At 67.1% G+C, this 21,791-nt stretch carries 17 protein-coding genes; 7 read left to right on the top strand and 10 right to left on the bottom strand.

Annotated elements, in window-relative coordinates; genetic code table 11:
• The first annotated feature begins 220 nt into the window (after nt 1-220).
• Nucleotides 221-2,395, top strand: coding sequence for a RecQ family ATP-dependent DNA helicase (locus tag ACW2Q0_RS10875; RefSeq protein ID WP_457188773.1), 2,175 nt, complete (start codon nt 221-223; stop codon nt 2,393-2,395).
• A gap of 87 nt (nt 2,396-2,482) precedes the next feature.
• Nucleotides 2,483-2,641: a hypothetical protein gene (locus tag ACW2Q0_RS10870; protein ID WP_457188771.1), complete on the top strand. Its 159-nt coding sequence runs from the start codon at nt 2,483-2,485 to the stop codon at nt 2,639-2,641.
• Nucleotides 2,642-2,942: 301 nt separating this feature from the next.
• On the opposite strand, the gene ACW2Q0_RS10865 is transcribed toward ACW2Q0_RS10870, so the two are convergent.
• A complete protein-coding gene (locus tag ACW2Q0_RS10865; RefSeq protein WP_457188769.1) occupies nt 2,943-3,116 on the bottom strand; it encodes an isochorismatase family protein in 174 nt (57 codons plus the stop codon).
• 57 nt (nt 3,117-3,173) lie between these two features.
• Here ACW2Q0_RS10865 and ligD point away from each other — a divergent pair, with 57 nt between their 5' ends.
• The 5 genes from ligD to ACW2Q0_RS10840 all read left to right on the top strand — a co-directional run bounded on the left by ligD (nt 3,174) and on the right by ACW2Q0_RS10840 (nt 8,645).
• A complete protein-coding gene (ligD, locus tag ACW2Q0_RS10860; protein ID WP_457188767.1) occupies nt 3,174-4,130 on the top strand; it encodes a non-homologous end-joining DNA ligase in 957 nt (318 codons plus the stop codon).
• 110 nt (nt 4,131-4,240) lie between these two features.
• Nucleotides 4,241-5,197 carry a D-isomer specific 2-hydroxyacid dehydrogenase family protein gene (locus ACW2Q0_RS10855; protein ID WP_457188765.1) on the top strand — a complete coding sequence of 319 codons (957 nt, stop codon included), beginning with the start codon at nt 4,241-4,243 and terminating at the stop codon, nt 5,195-5,197.
• Nucleotides 5,198-5,991: 794 nt separating this feature from the next.
• On the top strand, nt 5,992-6,708 hold the full coding sequence (locus ACW2Q0_RS10850) for an ESX secretion-associated protein EspG (RefSeq protein WP_457188763.1): 717 nt from the start codon (nt 5,992-5,994) through the stop codon (nt 6,706-6,708).
• 85 nt (nt 6,709-6,793) lie between these two features.
• The gene (locus tag ACW2Q0_RS10845) at nt 6,794-7,168 is read left to right on the top strand and encodes a hypothetical protein (protein WP_457188761.1); all 375 of its coding nucleotides are present in this window, start codon (nt 6,794-6,796) and stop codon (nt 7,166-7,168) included.
• A gap of 97 nt (nt 7,169-7,265) precedes the next feature.
• A complete protein-coding gene (locus ACW2Q0_RS10840; RefSeq protein WP_457188759.1) occupies nt 7,266-8,645 on the top strand; it encodes a hypothetical protein in 1,380 nt (459 codons plus the stop codon).
• Between the two features lie 75 nt (nt 8,646-8,720).
• Here the strand turns inward: ACW2Q0_RS10840 and proB are convergent, their stop codons facing one another.
• The 9 genes from proB to ACW2Q0_RS10795 form a co-directional block, all read right to left on the bottom strand.
• Nucleotides 8,721-9,836, bottom strand: a complete 1,116-nt coding sequence (gene proB / locus ACW2Q0_RS10835; protein ID WP_457188889.1) for a glutamate 5-kinase — start codon at nt 9,834-9,836, stop codon at nt 8,721-8,723.
• A gap of 219 nt (nt 9,837-10,055) precedes the next feature.
• Nucleotides 10,056-11,510, bottom strand: coding sequence for a GTPase ObgE (gene obgE / locus ACW2Q0_RS10830; RefSeq protein ID WP_457188757.1), 1,455 nt, complete (start codon nt 11,508-11,510; stop codon nt 10,056-10,058).
• Nucleotides 11,511-11,666: 156 nt separating this feature from the next.
• A complete protein-coding gene (gene rpmA / locus ACW2Q0_RS10825; RefSeq protein WP_457188755.1) occupies nt 11,667-11,933 on the bottom strand; it encodes a 50S ribosomal protein L27 in 267 nt (88 codons plus the stop codon).
• 40 nt (nt 11,934-11,973) lie between these two features.
• A complete protein-coding gene (gene rplU, locus ACW2Q0_RS10820; protein ID WP_040687720.1) occupies nt 11,974-12,285 on the bottom strand; it encodes a 50S ribosomal protein L21 in 312 nt (103 codons plus the stop codon).
• Between the two features lie 305 nt (nt 12,286-12,590).
• Nucleotides 12,591-15,863: a translation initiation factor IF-2 N-terminal domain-containing protein gene (locus ACW2Q0_RS10815; protein WP_457188753.1), complete on the bottom strand. Its 3,273-nt coding sequence runs from the start codon at nt 15,861-15,863 to the stop codon at nt 12,591-12,593.
• A gap of 549 nt (nt 15,864-16,412) precedes the next feature.
• Entirely contained in the window at nt 16,413-16,829 is a 417-nt protein-coding gene (gene ndk, locus ACW2Q0_RS10810; RefSeq protein WP_457188751.1) for a nucleoside-diphosphate kinase, read from the bottom strand.
• A gap of 45 nt (nt 16,830-16,874) precedes the next feature.
• The gene (locus ACW2Q0_RS10805) at nt 16,875-17,216 is read right to left on the bottom strand and encodes a DUF4233 domain-containing protein (protein WP_457188887.1); all 342 of its coding nucleotides are present in this window, start codon (nt 17,214-17,216) and stop codon (nt 16,875-16,877) included.
• A gap of 115 nt (nt 17,217-17,331) precedes the next feature.
• Nucleotides 17,332-18,792 carry a bifunctional tetrahydrofolate synthase/dihydrofolate synthase gene (gene folC / locus ACW2Q0_RS10800; RefSeq protein WP_457188748.1) on the bottom strand — a complete coding sequence of 487 codons (1,461 nt, stop codon included), beginning with the start codon at nt 18,790-18,792 and terminating at the stop codon, nt 17,332-17,334.
• Nucleotides 18,789-21,467, bottom strand: a complete 2,679-nt coding sequence (locus tag ACW2Q0_RS10795) for a valine--tRNA ligase (protein ID WP_457188747.1) — start codon at nt 21,465-21,467, stop codon at nt 18,789-18,791. Before ACW2Q0_RS10795 ends, folC begins: the two co-directional genes overlap by 4 nt.
• Nucleotides 21,468-21,791: the final 324 nt, after the last annotated feature.

Here is a 21,791-nt window from a genome sequence, read left to right as displayed (position 1 = left end):
TGAGCTGTATCCGGCCCTGCACTCGCCCGCGGCTATCACGGGCGTTCCGGCGCGACGTCGGAACATTGTCGTCGCGAATCCGTGGGGTGGGCCGCCCCGGCGACGCCGCAGGTGTCGGTGTCCACCGGTAGCGCTCGCGACCACCGAACGACCGAGCCTTCCGTCGAACGGATACCGCTGCGCACGGTCGTCGCTGTCGATGTCGGTGGCATCGGGCACGATGGAGCCCATGACCACCGCGGCCGGTATTTCAGCGATCGACCTCACCGCGCCCGACCTGCGGGAACGGGCCGAGGAATTGCTACGCGACCTCGCGGGAGCCCAGGCGGAACTGCGCGAGGACCAGTGGACGGCTATCGAAGCGCTCATCGTGCGTCGGCGCCGGGCCCTGGTCGTGCAGCGCACCGGCTGGGGTAAGTCGGCGGTGTATTTCATCGCGGCCAAGCTGCTACGCCGGGCGGGGCGCGGGCCGACAGTGATCGTGTCGCCATTGCTGGCGCTGATGCGCAACCAGGTCGCGGCCGCCGAACGGGCGGGCGTCATCGCGGCGACCATCAACTCCGGCAATGTCACCGAGTGGGACGAAATCCACGATCGGGTGGCCGCGGGCGAGGTGGATGTCCTGCTGGTCAGCCCGGAACGGCTGAACAATCCGGACTTCCGCGACCAGGTATTGCCCAAGTTGGCCGCCGACGCCGGACTGGTCGTGATCGACGAGGCACACTGCGTCTCGGACTGGGGTCATGACTTCCGGCCCGATTACCGCCGCATCCGCACTCTGATCGCCGATCTCGGCTCCGATGTGCCGGTACTCGCCACCACCGCGACCGCCAACGATCGGGTGGTCACCGATGTCGCCACCCAGATCGGCACCGACACTGCGTCTGTCCACCCCGCCGACTCCGTCGGCCTGCCACCCCCGTTGGTTTTACGCGGCACCCTCGATCGCGAATCGCTGCACCTATCGGTGGTGCGCTTCGACGATGCCATCGAGCGCACCGCCTGGCTCAGCGGTCACCTCGACAAGCTGACCGGTTCCGGCATCGTCTACACCCTCACCGTCGCTGCCGCGCACGACCTCGCCGATGTGTTGAATTCGCATGGACACAATGTCGCCGCCTACACCGGCCAGACCGATACCGCCGAACGTGAGGCACTCGAAGCCGCCTTGTTGAACAACGAGGTGAAGGCGCTCATCGCGACCTCGGCGCTGGGCATGGGCTTCGACAAACCCGATCTGGGTTTCGTGGTGCACGTCGGCGCACCGTCCTCCCCCATCGCCTACTACCAGCAGGTGGGTCGTGCCGGTCGCGGCACCGATCGCGCCGAGGTGGTACTGCTGCCCGGTGCGGAGGACACCAGGATCTGGAGTTACTTTGCCTCCGTTGCCTTTCCGCGCGAACATATCGTGCGCTCGGTACTCGACGCACTGGATTTCGACCGAGCCATATCGACCGCGGCACTCGAGCCCATGGTGGAGCTGAACCGCTCGCGACTGGAAATGGTACTCAAGGTGCTCGATGTGGACGGCGCGGTACGGCGGGTGCGCGGCGGCTGGATCACCACCGGGCAGCCGTGGGTCTACGACACCGAACGCTACGAACGTCTCGCCGCGGCCCGCGAGGTCGAACAACAGGCGATGATCGACTATCAGCGCACCACCGGCTGCCGGATGCAGTTCCTGCGCCGCCAGCTCGACGATCCCGGCTTGCCCGCCCTCGAGGCCGACACGCCCGGCTGCGGCCGCTGCGACAACTGCACCGGCACGCGCCGCGATACCACCATCGACCCTGCGGCCATCGCCGCGACCCGGGCCCGGCTCGACCGTCCCGGCCTCGATCTCACCCCGCGCAAGCAGTGGCCCACCGGGATGGCCAAACTCGGTATTCCGTTGTCCGGCAAGATAACCAATGGCGCCGAGACCGGGCGTGCGCTCGGTCGGCTCACCGACCTCGGCTGGGGTCAGCGCCTGCGCGCGCTGCTGGACGCGCCCGACGATCCGGTCCCGGACGCGGTCTTCGACGCCTGCATCGCGGTGTTGCGCGAATGGGATTGGGCGACGCGCCCGACCGCGGTGATGGCCCTCGAATCACACCGCTATCCGGTGCTCACCGCCACCCTCGCCGCCCGCCTCGCCGAGGTAGGCCGCCTGCGTGACCTCGGTACCTTGCAACTGCGTCCGGACCGGCCGCCGGTATCCGCCGCGAACTCGGCCCACCGGGTGGCTGGACTGTTCGACTCCTGGCTGATTCCGGACCTGAGTTCGGCGGACGGTCCGATCTTGCTCGTCGACGCACTGTCGGATACCGGTTGGACACTCACGGTGGCCGCGCATGCCCTGCGCAACGCGGGCGCGCCGGCGGTACTGCCGTTCACTCTCGCCACCCAGACCTAGTCAGCGTTTGCCGTCGGCAACTAACAAACTAGCCAACTTTTAGCTAACTAACGTTTCGGGCCGGGCTCCATAGGTGACGATAGGCGCATGCACTCGAACCTCCCCGCAAAACGGCTGCTGGATGAGGTCACCGCGCGGTACGGCTCGGCCGAGGCATTCTTCGAATCCTTGGACAACCCGCGCATCGACCCGATGGCCGACACCATCGAGCTACCACCCATAACGGAGCTGCGCAAGCCCGACTGAGCCCGCACGGATGATCACCGGACACACGTTACCTACGCGTGTCCGGTAGTCGAAAAGTCGGCGGGCCCGGCTCGATCCGTCGGGTATCACTCAGCCGGTCGTCCGGCGGTATCGGCCTGCGCGGCTCGCGCACGCCCGCGGCGCCGCCACCAGGCTCGCCCGGGCCCCGGCCGCCGCCCGCGGGCACCGCGCCGCCACCGAACAGTCGACGAATCTCTCGCATCAGCTTGGTCATCATTTCGCCGGTGTGCGCCCGTTCGCCCCGGATGGCATCGGCGTTCACAACCGGCGAAGCCGCAGGTCAGCGGCTCGCGGCGAGCAGTTCGACGATTTCGGCGGTGCTGCCGGTTTCGCCGAGGCGCGGGAAGATCTTGCCGATGCTGTGCTGGTGGGTCTCGGCGTCGGAGTCGGTTATGGCGTCGACGGCCAGGGTGACGTGGTAGCCGTGTTCGTGCGCGGCGCGGCGACAATGCACGCTGTGTATCAATCGGGATACCGGCGATGGACCCGCCGAGCCGTTATCGTCGGACGGGTGGCCAGTAAGTCCGCGTCGCCCGCCGTCGAACTCGATGTCGGCGACCGCACCGTCCGCATTTCCAACCCGGACCGGATCTACTTCCCGGAATCCGGTGCGACCAAGCTCGACCTGGTGCAGTACTACCTCAGCGTCGGGGACGGCATCGTCCGCGCGCTGCGGGATCGGCCGTGCATGTTGCATCGCTTCCCCAAGGGACTCGCAGGCGACAAGGTGCATCAGAAACGGCTGCCCGCCGGTGCACCGGACTGGGTTCCGACGGTGCGCGTCTTCTTTCCCCGCTACGGCCGCCATGCCGATGAACTCTGCGTGGACACATTGGCTGATGTCATCTGGGCCGTGCAGATGTCGACGGTTGAGTTCCATCCGTGGAACTCGCGCCGCGACGACACCGAGCGCCCCGACGAATGGCGCATCGACCTCGACCCGATGCCGGATTGCCCGTGGTCGCGGGTGCAGCGAGTCGCGGACGTCGCGCATGACGTGCTCGACGAGTTGGGCGCGGTCGGCTGGCCGAAAACCTCCGGCGGCAAGGGCATGCACATCTATGTGCGCATCGCACCGGAGTGGGGTTTCACCGAGGTGCGCCGGGCCGCACTCGCCTTTGCGCAGGAGGTCGAGCGCCGCGCACCCGACGACGTGACCACCACGTGGTGGCGCAAGGACCGCGATCCGAAACTGCTGTTCGTCGACTACAACCAGAACGCTCGCGACCACACCATCGCCGCGGCGTATTCGGTGCGCGGCGTCCCGGAGGCGACGGTCTCCACGCCCATTCGCTGGGATGAGATTCCCGATGTCGACCCGCGCGACTTCACCATGAAGACGGTCCCCGCCCGCTTCGCCGAATACGGCGATCTGCACGAGGGCATCGACGAGGCGGTGTTCCGCATCGACCAACTGCTCGAGTGGGCCGACCGGGACAATCTGGACGTCGACCTCGACGAGGGCTGACTCCCCTGCCCGGTGGCTCGGACCGGTCGAAAGGTTCTGGTGCTACGGTTCGCAACGAAGTCAACCGCAGCAGCCGTGCCAGCGGTTTCGCCCGCGACAGGAGGTCGTCCATGAGCCCCGCCGATTTTCCGGTGCCGGTCGCGATCGGCCCGTCGACGCCCCCGCCGACGCTCTTGCGCAAGGCCGTCGTGGAGGGCGGCGCGACCGTCGCGGATCTGCCGCAGGCCAGGGCCTTGATCTGGTCGGGCGGTCCGGGCGAATTCCCGGACGATTTGCCCGCCTCCGTCGAATGGGTGCAGCTGCCCGCGGCCGGTGTCGAGGACTGGTTCACCGCAGGTATTCTGGCCCGGCATCCGGACGTTCGATTCACCTCCGCCGCAGGCGCTTTCGCCGCGAGCGTGGCCGAGCACGCACTGATGCTGCTGCTCGCCGGAGTGCGGTATCTGCCGGAACACCTACATGCGGCCAGTTGGCGACAGCACGATTTCTTCCCGCACGTCGGCACATTGCGCGGTAAGACGGTCACCATCGTCGGTGCGGGCGGGATCGGGCGCGCCCTGATTCCCATGCTCGTCCCGCTCGGCGCGCACATCATCGCCGTCAATCGCTCCGGTCGCCCGGTGACCGGGCCCGGGATTCCGGACACCGTCGAGACCCTGCCTGCCGAACATCTGGCCCGCATCTGGCCACGCACCGATCACGTGGTGATCGCCGCGCCCGCGACGCACGAGACGAAACACCTGGTCGGGGTCGAGGAACTGTCGAGGTTGAAGCCGTCGTCCTGGGTGATCAATGTGGCGCGTGGCAGCCTGGTCGACACCGACGCGCTGGTGGCCGCACTGGCCTCGGGCGCGATCGGCGGCGCCGGTCTCGATGTCACCGATCCCGAACCGTTGCCGGACGGCCATCCGCTCTGGGTGCTGCCGAATGCCATTGTCACACCGCATGATTCGAATCCACCACAGCTGCGCCTGGCCGCCTTCGCGGACCACGTCTGCGCGAATGTGCGGCGCTTCACCAGCGGAGGCGATCTACTCGCCCCGATCGATACCGAACGAGGTTACTGAGCCCCACCCACAATTGGGATCAGGATCACCCTTTTTGAAATGTGCCATTGACAACGCGGCACCGATACCGATGAACTCGTCGACCGGCTCGCGGAAATGAAGCTGGCGAAGGAACGGCTGCCTGAAACACACACCGCCACAAAGACACTCATGTTTCAGGTAATGGCTCACGCCGCCGATTGCCCTAGCTCGGGCTCGGGCTCGGGCCGACCGAGCGTTTCGGCGCGGCAGGCACGGTGCTCCGGACACAGATAGTCGGTTTTGGGCCGGATGAATGCCGGGTCGAGTCGCTGTGCGAACGTCAAGTTTTCGCGGCGCCAGCAATCGCCGCATACCACTGTGTTCATGTGGCACCTCATTCCGCTCACGGGACGTGTCGAAGGAATTCCCATTTTCGGCGAGCTCAATGCAATGTGAGCCCATGGCAACACAACCGTTACCTCGGCCTACAACTTCGCGTATGCGCAGATCCTGCGGGTCAATGGTCAGGTTTCGGGCGCCCCCAGGCCGCGATCTGGCCGCGGTTGGCGAATCCCGCTCGGGCAGGATGCGTTGGACGTGGTTCTGCGCGGTGCGTTCGGCACCGGAGCGAGCGCTGCGGTGCAACAAGCGGAGCAAAACGGAAGGGCTGTTTGGATACATCCGACTTTGGCCTTCGACCTCAGCCCGCAATCTTGTGGTACGAAGACATGGTTCGAACGCCTCGGGGCACCAGTAAGCTGACCCTTTCGAGCGGCCTGCAAGAGTCGCCAGCGGGAGCCTCGACGTTCGCGGGTTGTGAGGAGTGATTCGGCGTGGGTTGGACCTTCACCCCGGACGAGTTCGCCCATATCTGGCGCGAAACCGAAGTGGACCGTCACCCGTATCCACTGCGCATTCTCGAGACGCCGCGAACCGAAACCGAAGCCGATGAATTGCGCGCCCAACTGGACCAGCGATTACCGCCGCGCAGCGATCCAGACCTATCGGCGTGCCTGCGGATTCTGGCCGCACCGCAGACCAGGATCGTGGCGATCGGCGGCGGACATGGTCCCGGAACCGAGATCCGATTATTGGCCTGCGCGATCTACGACCGCGCCGTCCTCGTCGTCCAGGAACCCGGTTCCGGAACGGATTTCGGTGGGCGCGTACGACTTTCGATCGGCCTCAGCGCCAAGCTCGGCGCTCGCATCGCGGCATTGCTGCCCACGGCCCGCGCCGGACACGAACCGGCGCGAGCAGCACCCGCCGATGCCATCCGCGACGACGAGACGGTGGTCGTATCGCAGCGGGCGGCGGTGCTGCCGATCCGGCGGCTGCTGCTGAAGCCGCACACCACCGAGGGGCATATCCGGATCGAAGGGCGGGTGGACCAGCCGTCACCGCAACCGCCGATTCACTACACCTGGATCGATGTCAAGGGCGACGGGCGCTATCTGATCAAGGCCGGCGATACCGTGCACATCGTGCCCGCCTCGGCCGAGCAACTCGCGACGCAGCTGCAGAAACGTATTCCCGCGCAGGCCCGATAGTCGTATCCGACCAGAACTATTTCATGCGCGGGCATGGCTAACGGTTAGTCTGAGGCGGACCGACCGATCCCCGGGGGTGTGGTGCATGACGATCGAGAGCAGCCGAGCCGATATCGCCCGCTTCAAACAGGAGGCGCAGGCGGGCACTGTCAAGTTCGATCCGGACGCGGCGCGACGTTGCGCCGAAATGTACGACCACCAGGCCGACCGGCTCATCGATCTACGCCAGCGCCTCGAATCGGCGGCCGAGCTGGCCGGCTTCGGCGGATTCATCTCCGCACAGCAATTGCAGGCCGGATTCGCGCACAAGGCCCGCGACGCCGCCACCCTGCTCGACCACTACATCGAAGCCGCCTACCGCATGAAGGAGGCGTTCCTGATCAGCGGCGGGCTGTTCGAGGAGGCCGATGCCGCGAATGCCGCGGCACTGCGGGCAATCGAAACGCGGGTGCCGCGATGAGGCCCGCATCGCGGTGTGACTCCGCGCGAGGCAGCGGTCGGGCGCTCGATAGGCGGGCTGCGGGGATCACGGGGGCGAGCGTCAGCGAGGCGCGGTCATGACAGCATCGCGCAGCGAGTCCATGGGCACCGGTGCTCAGGCGACGGGTGGGCGCGGTAATGATCCCGATTACATCAGCTCGATGGAACATTTCGAGTCGATGAAGCATGAGGAGATCTACGCCAAGACCCAGCAGATCGATGCCGCGCAGATCCTCAATGCGTCGATCACGTGGCTGGAAGTCGCAGGGACACTGGCCAGTTCGTTTCCGCTGACCCGAGCCGGCTCGGATCGGGTGATGAATTCGATGGCCTGGGAGGGTGCCGCCGCCGAAGCCGCATACGCGAGTGCTCGCAGCTACGCCGACTCCGTCGATGAACTCGCCGCGATCATGGGCCAGGTCGGCACCCGCCTCGGCGCGGTGGCCGCAGCGGCCGAAGCAGTGAAGATCGCCGTGGTGCCACCAGGCAATTCGGGCCCCATCGGCACCATCGCCCGACTTCTCGAAGCCGCCAACGTGATCAATGCGCAAATGGCGGACGAGGCACTGCGCCAAGAAGCCGTCCTCGCCATGAACATGATCTACAAACCCGCCTACCACATGGCAGGCACCGCCGTCCCCGCCCTCCCCGGACCACCCGCCTTACCCGGCACACCGGGCGCGACACCATCGGTACCCCAGCATTCGCAGCAACCGTCGACCGAGCCCGATCAAGCCACCGAACCAATATCGCCGCCAACCCAATCCGGCACACAGGTTCCCGGACCGACAACGTCGACACCAGAAACCGGCGCACCGCAACCGACTACACCGATACCCACCACTCCACCCCCTGGAACCCCGGATTCCCAGGCACCGCAGCCGACACCGGCACCGCCCCCACTGCCTGCCCCCGACCCCCTGCCCGCACCCTCCACTCCGGATTCCCAAGCGCCACAACCAACTCCGGACCCGACGGCACCGGCACCCACCACTCCGGCTCCTGGAACCCCGGATTCGCAGGCACCGCAGCCAACCCCGGCACCCAGCACGCCGGAATCCCACCCACCACAGCCAACTCCGGCACCCAGCACGCCGGAATCCCACCCACCACAGCCAACCCCGGCTCCAGCCCCGGCCCCTCAGCCTGCCCCGGACCCATCCCCGGCACCCTCCACCCCGGAATCTCCTGCGCCCCAAACAAACCCAGCGCCTCCGACGCCGGAATCCCGGGCGCCACAGCCACAGCCCGCCCCGACACCGGCACCCCCAACCCAACAGGCACCCCCACCCGCACCCCCGGCCCCCGGCCCGTCAGGACCAACCTCGCCTCTCCCCGACCCCGGCGGCCAACCCGGCATCACCGGCCCGATACCCGACCAAACCAACCCATCCCAACCCCCGCCGACCACCAACCAACCCGGCGTCATCCCAACCTCAGACGGCAGTCAGCGATGAGCCGTTCTCATAAGCATCGAGTTACACCAGGCTTCGACGGCTGAATACACAAATCAACAAGTTAAACAGCGGGCTCTACACCTTGACCAAGTCGTCGGCGTGGATTACCGGGCGTTGCATGGTGTCCGGCAGTTCGGTGGTGGAGCGGCCGAGCATGCCGGAGAGTTCGGTGCTGTCGTATTCGACTACGCCGCGGGCGACAATGCGGTTGTCGGGGGCGACGAGATCGACTACGTCGCCGCCGTGGAAGCGGCCACGTACGCCGGTGATGCCTGCGGCAAGGAGCGAGCGGCGGCGGTGGGCGACGGCTTGGACCGCTCCCTCGTCGATGAGGATGGCGCCGCGGCTGTCGGCGGCGTGGCGGACCCAGAATTTGCGGGCGGAAAGGCGGACCGGGCGGGCGGCGAAGGCGGTTCCGACGGTACCCGCGCTGAGCGCGACATCGGCCTCGGTGGCGGCGGCCAGTAGAACGGGGACGCCCGCGTCGGCGGCCAGCCGGGCTGCGGAGAGTTTGGAGGCCATGCCACCGGTGCCGAGCGCACCGCCACTGCCCGCGATAACGCCGTCGAGGTCGGCGCTGCTGCGGACCTCTGGGATGAAGTTGGCGACACCCTTGCGCGGATCGCCGTCGTAGAGGCCTTCCACATCGGAGAGCAGCACCAGCGCATCCGCGCCGACCAGATGTGCGACCAGTGCGGCGAGGCGGTCGTTATCGCCGAATCGGATCTCTTCCGTTGCGACGGTGTCGTTTTCGTTCACTACCGCAACCGCACCGAGCGAGCGCAACCGGTCCAGGGTGCGCTGGGCATTGCGATGATGTTCGCGGCGCGAAAAGTCGTCGGCACTCAACAACACCTGCCCGACCGTACGCCCGAATCGCGCGAACGAGGTGCCCCAGGCATGCGCCAATGCCAACTGACCAACGCTGGCCGCGGCTTGCTTGGTGGCCAAATCCCTTGGGCGACTGGTCAATCCGAGCGGTGCGATACCGGCACCGATAGCACCGGAGGACACCACGACCACATCGGATCCGGCCCGCATCCGCGCCTCCACCGCATCGGCGAGCCGATCCAGTCGCGCCATATCCAGCCCGCCCCTGAGGCTGGTCAGCGCCGAAGACCCGATCTTCACCACCACACTGCGCGCCGAAGCAATCGCCGTCCTGGCCTCACTCAGCCCGGACTGCGACATCACCTCGGCCATCCCCGAACTCACCTGCATCGCAACCGGACTCCCTGTACCGCAACAGAACTCGTCGCACCAACCGAACCGGCCGAGCGCATCACCGCACCCCGCACGCGCCGCTCGCCATCGAATTCCGGTACTCGCCGCAGGGGCGAACCGAACCGCAGCGCTCGCCGAAGCGCTGTGCCGGACGCCGGCGCCCACCACAAGCCCACGGCATTCACGCTATTCCTCGTCGTCCTTGACCAGACCGCGGCGCACTCGGGATGCGTGTTTGCGTTCGGCAGCGCTGATCCGGTCGTTCTGCTCCAGTCGAATATCGGTCCCACGACCAGTTGGCACCATGTCCACGCCCGCGGAGATCTGCGGCTCCCAATCGAATGTGACATCGCCGATGGTGACCGGCGCACCGGGCTCCGCGCCCTGCTTCACCAGTTCCTCCTCGACGCCGAGGCGAGCGAGGCGGTCGGCGAGGTAGCCCACGGCTTCGTCGTTGTCGAACTGGGTCTGGCGCACCCAGCGCTCCGGCTGCGGCCCGCGCACGATGAAGCCGCCCGGCTCCTCGGGATCGGCGATCACACTGAAGCCGGTCTCGTTCACCGCGATCGGGCGGATCACCGGACGCTTCGGCGCCGCCTTCGGATGCGCGATCCGATACTGCTCGACCATCTCCGCAAGCGCAAAGGTCAAGGGGCGCAGGCCCGCTCGGCTCACCGCCGAAATCTCGAAGACCGGCCAGCCACGTGCGCTGAATTCGGCCGTGACCATCTCCGCCAACTCGGCGGCATCGGGCACATCGACCTTGTTCAGGATCACCACGCGCGGCCGATCCGCCAGATCACCGAGCCCGGTATCGGCATCCAAAGCCGGCTTGTAGGCGGCGAGTTCAGCCTCGAGCGCATCGACATCGGAGACCGGATCGCGTCCCGGCTCCAACGTCGCGCAGTCCACAACGTGCGCGAGCACCGCACAGCGCTCCAGATGTCGCAGGAAGTCCAGCCCGAGCCCACGCCCGTCGCTCGCACCCGGAATCAGCCCGGGCACATCGGCGATGGTGAAGGTGGTGTCACCGCTGGAGACCACGCCGAGATTGGGTACCAGCGTGGTGAACGGGTAGTCCGCGATCTTCGGCTTGGCGGCCGAAAGCACCGACACCAACGAAGATTTACCCGCTGACGGATACCCGACCAGACCCACATCGGCGACGGATTTCAGCTCGAGGACGAGAGCGCCCTCCTCACCGTCCTCACCGAGCAGTGCGAAACCGGGCGCCTTACGCGCCCTGGAGGCCAGCGCGGCATTACCGAGCCCGCCGCGTCCACCACGGGCCACGATGAACTTATTGCCCGAGCCGACCAGATCGACGAGCACCTTGCCGTCGTCGTCGAGCACCACGGTGCCGTCGGGCACCTTCAGCACCAGGTCGGTGCCCTGCTTGCCATCACGGTTACTGCCCTCGCCCGGCTTGCCGTTGCTCGCCTTGGCGTGCGGATGGAAGTGGAAGTCCAGCAGGGTGTGCACATTCGGGTCGACCTCGAGGATCACATCCCCGCCGCGTCCGCCGTTACCGCCGTCCGGTCCACCGAGCGGCATGAACTTCTCGCGGCGCACGGAGGCGCAGCCGTGACCACCCTTGCCCGCACGCACATGCAATACGACACGGTCGATGAATTTGGACATGTCCGAATCATCCTCCTCGTTGGTAGTCGTAGCGACTGCCTGCAGGTCGCTCGAAAAGAGCCTGCGCTGACGGAACGCGATCTTTCGAGAATGCGAAAAGCGGGCCAGGGAATGCACCCTGACCCGCTCAGCTGTTTCCGGAGTGGCTTAAGGCGCTCAGGCCTCGACCGGCTCCGGGACCACGATGTTCACGGTCTTGCGGCCACGCTTGGTGCCGAATTCGACCTTGCCAGCGGCCAGGGCGAACAAGGTGTCGTCGCCGCCACGGCCGACGAGCACGCCGGGGTGGAAGTGCGTGCCGCGCTGGCGAACCAGGATCTCGCCCGCAGAAACGGTCTGGCCACCGAAACGCTTGACGCCGAGTCGCTGGGAATTCGAGTCGCGACCGTTGCGGGAGCTGGATGCACCCTTCTTATGTGCCATTTCTGAACTCCTGTGAAGTAATTCGAGAAAGCGCGGAGGCTTACTTGATGCCGGTGACCTTGAGGACCGTCAGCGGCTGACGGTGACCTTGACGCTTGTGGTAGCCGGTCTTGTTCTTGAACTTGTGGATGCGGATCTTCGGGCCCTTGGTGTGCTCGACGACCTCGGCGGCCACGGACACCTTGGCCAGCTTGTCCGCATCGGTGGTCAGCTCGGCGCCGTTCACCACGAGAACCGGGGCCAGCGCCACGGACGAACCCGGCGCACCCTCGATCTTCTCGACCTTCACCAGGTCACCGACCGCGACCTTGTACTGCTTTCCGCCGGTCTTGACGATCGCGTACGTTGCCATCGGTCGGCTGCCCTTCTTCCTGTAATGCGCGCGGCTCGTGCTCGCGCGGCTGCGTGCTCCCGCCCGGATGACTCCGGCTGGAAACCACAGCACTCTGGTCTGGTAGTCACCGCCGCCTCAGCAATCTGATGGCTCTCGGCCTCGAGCCGAGTCACGAACACAGCGCAAACAAGCGCTGTCGCCGGGCAGCGACTGTCCAAGATTACAGGACGGGTACCACCCCGACCAAACCGGTGCCCGCGAAAGGCGGGACCCCCGTCGCGAAATGCGGCGGGGGTCCCGGATTCTGATCCGATTGTGGCAAATCAGTTCGCGTCGTCCACCGGCGGTCCGGCGGGACGGCCGACGGCCCGGCGGCGCGGCTTGCGCACGGGCACCACGACCGGCACATCCGTGGTGTAGTCCACCACGGGCCCCGCGGATGCCTGATCCGCCGTCGGCAGCACGAAGACCGCGCCGGTGCTGTCGGCGGCCGGCGCGGCGGCCGAACGCGCGACACGGCGCCTGCGGGCAGCGGTACGAGGCGCCGCGGATTCGGGCGCACCGTTGGGCGAGGCCGGTGCTTCCGTTGTCACAACTGCCACGGACTCAGCGGGTTCATCCGCCACCGAGGTCGGAATCCGCGCCTCGACCGGTGCTACGACCGCCTCGGATCCGGGCTCGACGGCCGCCTCGGCCGCGACTTCCTCGGGTGCCGCTTCCGCGGCTTCCTCGACGACCGCCTCCGCGATTTCGTCGGCCACCGCCTCGGCGACTTCCCCGGCGACCGCCGCAACCGAATCGGAGACTACGACCTGCTCGACCGGAGCCTCATCGGTCGCCGCGACGACATCGGTATCGACGGCGGCGACCTCCGTAACTTCCTCGACGTCCTCGACGTGCACATCCTCGGTATCCGCCGCCTCCTCCGACTGATGCGCCGCCATCGCCAACGCCACCGGATGCGCTCGCTTGACCGCGATGTCCGCCTCGTCCTCGGCGACATGCGGGGTGCCATTGGTCGCCGCGGGTGCGCTCGCCGCCGCACCCTTGTCCCGGCCGCGCCGCCGTCGCGCCCCGGTCTCCCGGCCACCTCGCGTAGCTTCCTCGGCGCCCGTGAGCTCCACCGGATAGGTGTGCACGAGGATGCCCCGGCCGTGGCAGTGCTCGCAGGTCGTCGAGAACGCCTCCACCAGCCCGGTGCCCAGCTTCTTGCGGGTCATCTGCACCAGGCCCAGCGAAGTCACCTCGGAGACCTGGTGACGGGTGCGGTCGCGGCCCAATGCCTCGGTCAGCCTGCGCAGCACCAGATCCCGGTTCGATTCCAGCACCATGTCGATGAAGTCGACGACGATCATGCCGCCGATATCGCGCAGCCGCATCTGGCGCACGATCTCCTCGGCCGCTTCCAGATTGTTCCTGGTGACCGTCTCTTCCAGATTGCTGCCGCCCGCACCGGTGAACTTGCCGGTATTGACGTCGATGACGGTCATCGCTTCGGTCCGGTCGATCACCAGGGTGCCGCCCGAGGGCAGCCACACCTTGCGGTCGAGTGCTTTGGCGAGCTGCTCATCGATCCGGTAGGTCTCGAAGACGTCGACACCGTTGTTCTCGTGCCGGGAGACCCGGGCGAGCATATCCGGCGCGACCGTACGGATGTAGTTCTCGACCGTGCTCCAGGACCGCTCGCCCTCGATGACCAGCGTGGAGAAGTCCTCGTTGAACAGGTCACGGATGACCTTGACCAACAGGTCCGGCTCTTCGTACAGCGTCTTGGGCGCGCCGTTGTCCTTGATCTCGGCGGCCTTCTCGATGGTGCGCCAGGTCGCCTGCAGCCGCTCCACATCGCGAGCCAGCTCGGTCTCGCTGACGCCCTCCGACGCGGTACGGATGATCACCCCGGCATCGGCGGGCACGATATCGCGCAGGATCTCCTTGAGCCGCTTGCGCTCGGTATCGGGCAGCTTGCGGCTGATACCGGTAGACGAACCGCCCGGTACGTACACCAGGAAGCGTCCGGCCAGGCTGATCTGGGTGGTCAGCCGGGCGCCCTTGTGCCCGACCGGATCCTTGGAGACCTGGACCAGCACCTGATCGCCGGGCTTGAGCGCCTGCTCGATCTTGCGCTCCTTACCGCCGAGACCGGCGGCCTCCCAATTCACCTCACCGGCGTAGAGCACACCGTTGCGGCCGCGGCCGATATCGATGAACGCCGCCTCCATCGAGGGCAGCACATTCTGCACCTTGCCGAGGTAGACATTGCCGACCATCGACGCCGAACCGGTATTGGTGACGAAGTGCTCGACCAGGATGTTGTCCTCGAGCACCGCGACCTGGGTCGCGGTCGGATGATCCGCGAACGTCTTCTCGCGCACCACCATGACCCGGTCCACCGCTTCGCGGCGGGCCAGGAACTCCGATTCGGTCAGGATCGGCGGGCGACGGCGACCGGCCTCGCGACCGTCGCGCCGGCGTTGGCGCTTGGCCTCGAGCCGGGTAGAGCCGGTGATGCCCTGCACCTCGTCGACGGTGGCGCGGGTGCGGCTCTTATTGCGTGGCTCACGCTCGTGCACGACGGTATTCGGCGGGTCGTCATCGGAGACGCCCTCGGTCTCCGCGCCCTCCCCCGCCACCTTGCGGCGACGACGGCGACGGCGACGGCGACTCGACCCCTCCGGCACACCGGATTCGTCGTCCTCGGTCTCGGTGTCCTCGCTGGGCTCGGCCTCGGCGTCGCCCTCGGCGGCGTGCTCAGCGGACTGCTCCTCCTCAGCAGTCTCTTCGGCATCCTCGGCATCGACGTCGCCGTCGGTGTGCTGTTCACCCCGGCCCCGGCCGCGGCCTCGGCGACCACGCCGACGACGACGCGGCTGATCCGCCTCGCCCTGCTGTTCGGTCGACTCGTCCTCGGTGGTTTCGGACTCTTCCTCGACAGCTTCGACCGCCGCCTCCTCGGCGCGACGGCTCTCGCGCTCGGCCCGCCGCTGCCGCCGCGCATGTTCGGCGGCCGCGGCATCCGGCGGTAGGAACAGCGGTGCGGCGACCGAGGCGGCGGCCTCGAAGACGACCGGCGTCGCGATATGCGGCTCCGGCGGAACCGGTGGCGTGAACAGCTGCGCCGACTGGTGCATGACAGGCTGGTCACTTGCGGAGAAGATGGGACCCGGCTCGGGCGCAACCGGCTCGGGCCGGGCGGCTACCGGCTCGGCGGCAACCGGCTCCGGCCGAGCGGCAACCGGCTCGGCGGCAACCGGCTCCGGCCAAGCGGCAACCGGCTCGGCGGCAACCGGCTCGGGCTGGGCGGCAACCGGCTCGGGCTGGGCGGCCACCTCGGGCTCGGGTGCAACCGGCTCCTGCGCGGCGGCCTCGCGGACCTCGGGTTCGGATTCCACCGCGCCGAGCGCATCGCGGACCGACTCCGCTACGGCTCGATCGACATTCGATTGCGCACTACGTGCGTCGGCACCCAACTCGGCGAGCTTGGCCAGGATGCGTTTGCTGGTTACCCCCAGCCGCTTGGCAAGCGCGTGAACTCGGATTCGCTCCGGCAATTGTTCGGCATCCTGTGATGTTGTTGTCAGCGGCTCTTGATCGGCCACGAAGTCTCCTCGGGTCCCCGGGCGCGTCCCTCCTGGCAGGAGTGACGCGGCCGACGCGGGGGCACTGTCCGTTCACCTCACGCGGTTGGCGCAAGGTCAAGTGGTCTCGCCCCGCATGCCCGGTTGACACCCATGGTTTTCGTCGGTCGGGCTAACTGGTCACGCGGCGCCTGGCTGTTGGCTGAACTCCACGGCGCGAGCGCTCATCCAGCGTGCCGACGCGAACTTCCGGCCCTGGCAACGGGCCAGCTGTTCGTGGCAGCGATGATCGGCATCGAACCGCAGCGTCATCCGGTTACCGCCCCGCACCGATCGTCCACGTACCTGCGCGAACAGTCGGCACGGTCAGCAACCACTGCCAGTATCCCACACAGTGCGGTGACGGCTCGCCATCGCCGCATGACTTCACCTCGCCAGCGCTCGGCTCCGCCCGCTGCGACGCCGACTGAGCTGCCTGTTCGCACAGCTCACGCCCTTCACCCGCCAGCGCTCGGCTCCGTCCGCGGCGACGCCGACCGAGCTGCGCACAGCTCACGCCTAGGCCCGGTATCAGGCAGAGAACTCGGGAAACCAGAGCGCGATTTCCCGCTTGGCCGATTCCGGCGAATCAGAGCCGTGCACCAGGTTCTGCTGGGTCTCCAGCGCGAAGTCGCCGCGAATGCTGCCAGGAACGGCCTTTTCGACCGGATCCGTGCCGCCGGCGATCTGCCGGAACGCCGCGATGGCGCGTGGACCTTCCAGGATGGCCGCGACGACCGGGCCGGAGGTGATGAACTCGATCAAGGAACCGAAAAACGGCTTCTCGGCATGTTCGGCGTAGTGGCCGCGCGCCAACTCGTCGGATACCTTCTTCAGCTCCAGGGCGGCGATCTCGAGGCCCTTGCGCTCGATCCGGGCCAGCACCTCGCCGACGAGGCCACGGGCCACACCGTCCGGCTTGATGAGTACCAACGTCTGCTCAGTCACGGCGCACAGCCTAATGGGCGCTGCCCCTGGCTACCGAACCGGCGGCTAGGAAGAGCCCTGGATGCGCTGACTGGGCAGCAGGCCGAGTTCCATCCGGCGCTTGACATCGGCGCGCAGCACCAGGATGAAGCCCCAGACGACGGCGAAGAAGACGCCCATCACGCCGATGGAGATGTGTACGAAGACGCCGAGGATCAGCAGGACCTGCAGGGCCAGATTGAACGGGATGGCCCATGGGCGGCGTTGCAATCCGGCACCGAGGATCATCACCAGCGCGAGGATGACGAGGTAACTGCCGGAGAACCAGCCGATACCGCCACCGACGGAAGCGACCACTGGCAGTGCGAGCAGCACCGTGATCGCCTCGAGGATCGACGTGCCCGCCATCACACCGCGCAGACCCTTCCACGGGTCGGTGGCGGGCGGGGGAACCTGCGGCTCGCCGTCGGCCCGCTCGGGCTCGGCGTCGCCGGTTGACTCGCTCACGCTGACTCCTTACCACTCACGCCGGATCCTTCCCGAACAGCGCCCGCGCCGCTCCTGCCGTGACGACCGAGCCCGTCACCACGACGCCCGCACCGGAAACCATCTCACCCGCATCGCCGACCTCCTCGGCGATGGCAATGGCTGTTTCCAGCGCATCGGGCAGGGTTTCGGCGGTGACCACTCGTTCGTCACCGAAGCGCTGCACGGCGAGGTCGGCGAGCTGTTCGATATCCAGGGCGCGCGGCGAACCATTGTTGGTGACGACGATCTCGTCGAAAACCGGTTCCAGCGCGTCCAGTATGCCGCCCACATCCTTATCGCCGAGCACCGCGACGACACCAACCAGCTTGCGGAAGTCGAATTCCGCGGTCAGCGTCGCGGCCAGCGCCCGTGCACCCGCCGGATTGTGCGCGGCGTCGATGAAGATGGTCGGGGCATTGCGCATGCGCTCCATCCGGCCCGGGCTGGTGACGCTCGCGAAACCAGCGCGGACCGCCTCGATATCGAGCTGCCGATCGGCACCCGCGCCGAAGAACGCCTCGACCGCGGCGAGTGCGAGCACCGCGTTGCGGGCCTGATGTTCGCCGTGCAGCGGCAGGAAGATCTCGTCGTAAACCCCGCCGAGGCCCTGCAATTCGAGTTGCTGGCCGCCGACCGCGATTCGACGGGCCAACACCCGGAACTCCGAACCCTCACGGGCCACCGCGGCATCGACCTCGACGGCCCGGCGCAGCAGCACATCCATGGCCTCGGGTTCCTGTTCGGCGATGATGGCAACGGTTTCGCCCGGCACCAGGCTCTCCGGGGCGCGTTTGATGATCCCGGCCTTCTCCCCGGCGATGGACGCGAGATCGTCGCCGAGGAAATCGGTGTGATCCAGACCGATCGGCGTGATCACCGCGACCTGCCCGTCGATGACATTGGTCGCGTCCCAGCGCCCACCCATCCCGGTCTCGACGACCGCGACATCCACCGGTGCCTCCGCGAACGCGGCATAGGCCATGCCGGTGAGCACCTCGAACTTGCTCATCGCCGGACCGTCCGCGGCGGCGGACTGCTTATCGATCATTTCGATATAGGGCAGCAGCTCGCGGTAGGTCTCCACATACTTGGCCGGGGTGATCGGCGCGTTGTCGATGCTGATCCGCTCGGTGGCCAGCTGCAGATGCGGGCTGGTTATCCGGCCGGTGCGCCGGTGCAGTGCGGTCAGCAGCGCGTCGATCATCCGGCTCACCGAGGTCTTGCCATTGGTACCCGCGATGTGGATGGCCGGATAGCTCTGCTGGGGTGAGCCGAGCAGATCCATCAGCGTCGCGATGCGGCGCAGCGACGGCTCGATCTTGGTCTCCGGCCAGCGCTGGTCCAATTCTGCCTCGACCAACGCCATTTCGGCCAGATCCACCGGAGACGGCCCGGAACCGAGCCGGCGCTTCGGATCCTCGTCATCGGCGTACTGCGGCTCCGGTTCGGCGTTCATTTGCCGCTCAGTTCCGCGAGCCGGGTGCCGATGCGCGCGACCTCGGCCTCGGCGACAGCGCGACGTCCCTTGATCTTGTCGACCACCTGATCCGGCGCCTTGGCCAGGAATGCCTCGTTACCGAGCTTGGCCGTGGTGGTTGCCAAATCCTTCTCGGCCGCGGCCAGGTCCTTCTCCAGGCGGCGGCGCTCGGCGACCAGGTCGACGGCACCGGAGGTGTCGAGTTCGACCGTCACGGTGGCCCCGCTCAGACGCACCTCGACCGAGGCGGTCGCCGCGAATTCGGCACCGGGCTCGGTGAGCCGGGCGAGGTTGGTCACCGCATCGTGCAGTTCGGTGAGACCGGCGGTATCCAGCCCGATCAACGTGGCCGCCACCTTCTGTTTATCGGCCAGCCCCTGATCGCTGCGGAAGCGACGGATCTCGGTGATCAAGCGCTGCGCATCCGAAATCCGTTGTGCGGCGGTGCCGTCCGCGGCCACACCGGTGGCCTCGGGCCAGCTGGCGATGACAACGGACGCACCGCCGGTCAGCGCCCGCCAGAGCGCTTCGGTGACGAACGGAATGACCGGATGCAGCAGCCGCAGCACCGCATCGAGCACATTGCCGAGCACGATGCCGGTGGACTCGGCGCCCGCGCCACCGGCGGCGAACTGCACCTTGGACAGTTCCAGATACCAGTCGCACAGTTCGTCCCAGGCGAAGTGGTAGAGCGCCTCACATGCCTTACCGAATTCGTAGGCGTCGAAGGCCGAATCCACCTCGGCGCGAACCTCTTCGAGCCGATCGATGATCCAGCGGTCGGCATCGGTGAGGTCGGCGCGATCGGGCAGCGCGCCCGGCTGCGCGCCGTTCATGAGCGCGAACTTGGTGGCGTTGAACAGCTTCGTCACGAAGCTGCGCGAGGCGAGGGCATGCGATTCGCCGACCGAGAGGTCGCCACCGGGCTGCGCGCCGCGCGCCAGGGTGAAGCGCAGGGCATCCGCGCCGTAGGAGTTGATCCAGTCCAGCGGGTCGATGCCGTTACCGCGCGATTTGGACATCTTCTTGCCGTACTGATCGCGAATCAGGCCGTGCAGGAACACATCCTTGAACGGCACCTGCGTCGCGCCGTCCTTGCCCGCGGTAAGCACATGATCGTCGGAGACGAAGGTGCCGAACATCATCATTCGGGCCACCCAGAAGAACAGGATGTCGTAGCCGGTGACGAGAACGCTTGTCGGATAGAACTTCTGGAGCTCCGCGGTGGCATCCGGCCAGCCCATGGTGGAGAAGGGCCACAGGCCGGAGGAGAACCAGGTGTCGAGCACATCCGGATCCTGCACCCAGCCCTCGGGCGCGGTCTCGTCCGGACCGATGCAGGCCACTTCGCCGTCGGGGCCGTACCAGATCGGGATGCGGTGGCCCCACCACAGCTGCCGCGAGATGCACCAGTCGTGCATATTGTCGACCCATTCGAACCAGCGCGGCTCCTGGCTGGTCGGGTGAATCACAGTGTCGCCGTTGCGAACCGCGTCACCGGCGGCCTTGGCCAGCGATTCCACCTTGACCCACCACTGCATGGAAAGCCGCGGTTCGATCGCCTCGCCGCTGCGCTCGGAATGTCCGACGCTGTGCAGGTACGGCCGCTTCTCGGCGGCGATCCGGCCCTCCGCGGCGAGCCGCTCGCGCACCTTGACCCGCGCCTCGAATCGATCCATACCGTCGAATTCGGTTCCGGTGCCGGTGATTCGGCCACGCTCGTCCATGATGTTCGGCATCGGCAGGTTGTGCCGCAGGCCCATCTCGAAGTCGTTGGGGTCGTGCGCGGGCGTGATCTTCACCGCTCCGGTACCGAATCCGGGATCGACATAGTCATCGGCGATGATCGGGATCCGGCGTCCGGTGATCGGATGCTCGAGGGTGCTGCCGATCAGATCCTGATATCGCGGGTCCTCCGGATGCACCGCCACCGCGGTATCGCCGAGCATGGTCTCCACCCGGGTGGTGGCCACGATCACATGCGGCTCATCATCGTTGCGCGAACCGTAGCGCAGCGAAACCAGCTCGCCCTCGACATCCTCGAATTTGACCTCGATATCGGAGATGGCGGTGCGCAGTTCCGGCGACCAGTTGACCAGGCGCTCGGCCCGATAGATCAGGCCCGCGTCATAGAGGCGTTTGAAGATGGTCTGCACGGCCCGCGAGAGCCCGTCGTCCATGGTGAAGCGGTCCCGGCTCCAGTCGACGCCGTCGCCGAGCGCGCGCATCTGCCACTGGATCTGTCCGCCGGATTCCCGTTTCCAGTCCCAGACCTTGTCGATGAACAGTTCGCGGCCGAAGTCTTCTTTGGTCTTGCCGTCGACCGCGAGCTGCTTCTCCACGATGGTCTGGGTGGCGATGCCCGCGTGGTCCATGCCGGGCAGCCACAGCACCTCGTACCCCTGCATGCGCTTGCGCCGCGAGAGGGTGTCCATCAGGGTGTGGTCGAGCGCGTGGCCCATGTGCAGGCTGCCGGTGACATTCGGCGGGGGCAGCACGATCGAGTAACCGGGCTTGTCGCCGGCGGAATCGGCCGCGAAGTAGCCAGCCGCTACCCAGCGCTCGTACATCTCGGCCTCCACCTCGCTGGGGACCCAGCTCTTGGGGAGGGCATCGGCACGATTACGCGGGCTGTCAGGGGCTGCGCTGGTCACCCCGGCATTCTAGTGGTGGTGCCCGCTGAGCTCCTAAAAGGGCCAGGGCATAGAAAAGGCGGAGCCTCCGGTGGATGAGGGACACCGAACACTCCGCCTACATGTGGAGCTTACCGCCGCAACGGGCCCGAGCCCCGAATCCACAACTAATTCTCAGCTTCTCGAAGGGTTCCCGACGCAGTCGCCCGCAACGACGCCTTGTCCGCCCGTGACGGGGCTTCCGCTGTCCACACACCGGGGACGCGACACCGGTCGGATGCGGCGGTGACGGCCGTTCCGGGACCGAGTGCGAGTGCGACATCGTCATGGGGATGAACGTGAGCG

This window comes from Nocardia citri, assembly GCF_054065835.1.
The sequence above is the reverse complement of the archived record's forward strand: the minus strand, read 5'-3'. Positions and strand labels throughout refer to the sequence as shown.

Coding starts and splice junctions, on each gene's coding strand:
- proB (WP_457188889.1), bottom strand. CDS start 9,836: ATGTCGCAGTCCGGGCTGAGTGAGGCCAGGACGGCGATTGCTTCGGCG.
- rplU (WP_040687720.1), bottom strand. CDS start 12,285: ATGGCAACGTACGCGATCGTCAAGACCGGCGGAAAGCAGTACAAGGTC.
- obgE (WP_457188757.1), bottom strand. CDS start 11,510: ATGTCCAAATTCATCGACCGTGTCGTATTGCATGTGCGTGCGGGCAAG.
- ACW2Q0_RS10805 (WP_457188887.1), bottom strand. CDS start 17,216: ATGGCGGGCACGTCGATCCTCGAGGCGATCACGGTGCTGCTCGCACTG.
- ACW2Q0_RS10875 (WP_457188773.1), top strand. CDS start 221: ATGGAGCCCATGACCACCGCGGCCGGTATTTCAGCGATCGACCTCACC.
- ACW2Q0_RS10855 (WP_457188765.1), top strand. CDS start 4,241: ATGAGCCCCGCCGATTTTCCGGTGCCGGTCGCGATCGGCCCGTCGACG.
- ACW2Q0_RS10840 (WP_457188759.1), top strand. CDS start 7,266: ATGACAGCATCGCGCAGCGAGTCCATGGGCACCGGTGCTCAGGCGACG.
- ACW2Q0_RS10845 (WP_457188761.1), top strand. CDS start 6,794: ATGACGATCGAGAGCAGCCGAGCCGATATCGCCCGCTTCAAACAGGAG.
- ACW2Q0_RS10870 (WP_457188771.1), top strand. CDS start 2,483: ATGCACTCGAACCTCCCCGCAAAACGGCTGCTGGATGAGGTCACCGCG.
- folC (WP_457188748.1), bottom strand. CDS start 18,792: ATGAACGCCGAACCGGAGCCGCAGTACGCCGATGACGAGGATCCGAAG.
- rpmA (WP_457188755.1), bottom strand. CDS start 11,933: ATGGCACATAAGAAGGGTGCATCCAGCTCCCGCAACGGTCGCGACTCG.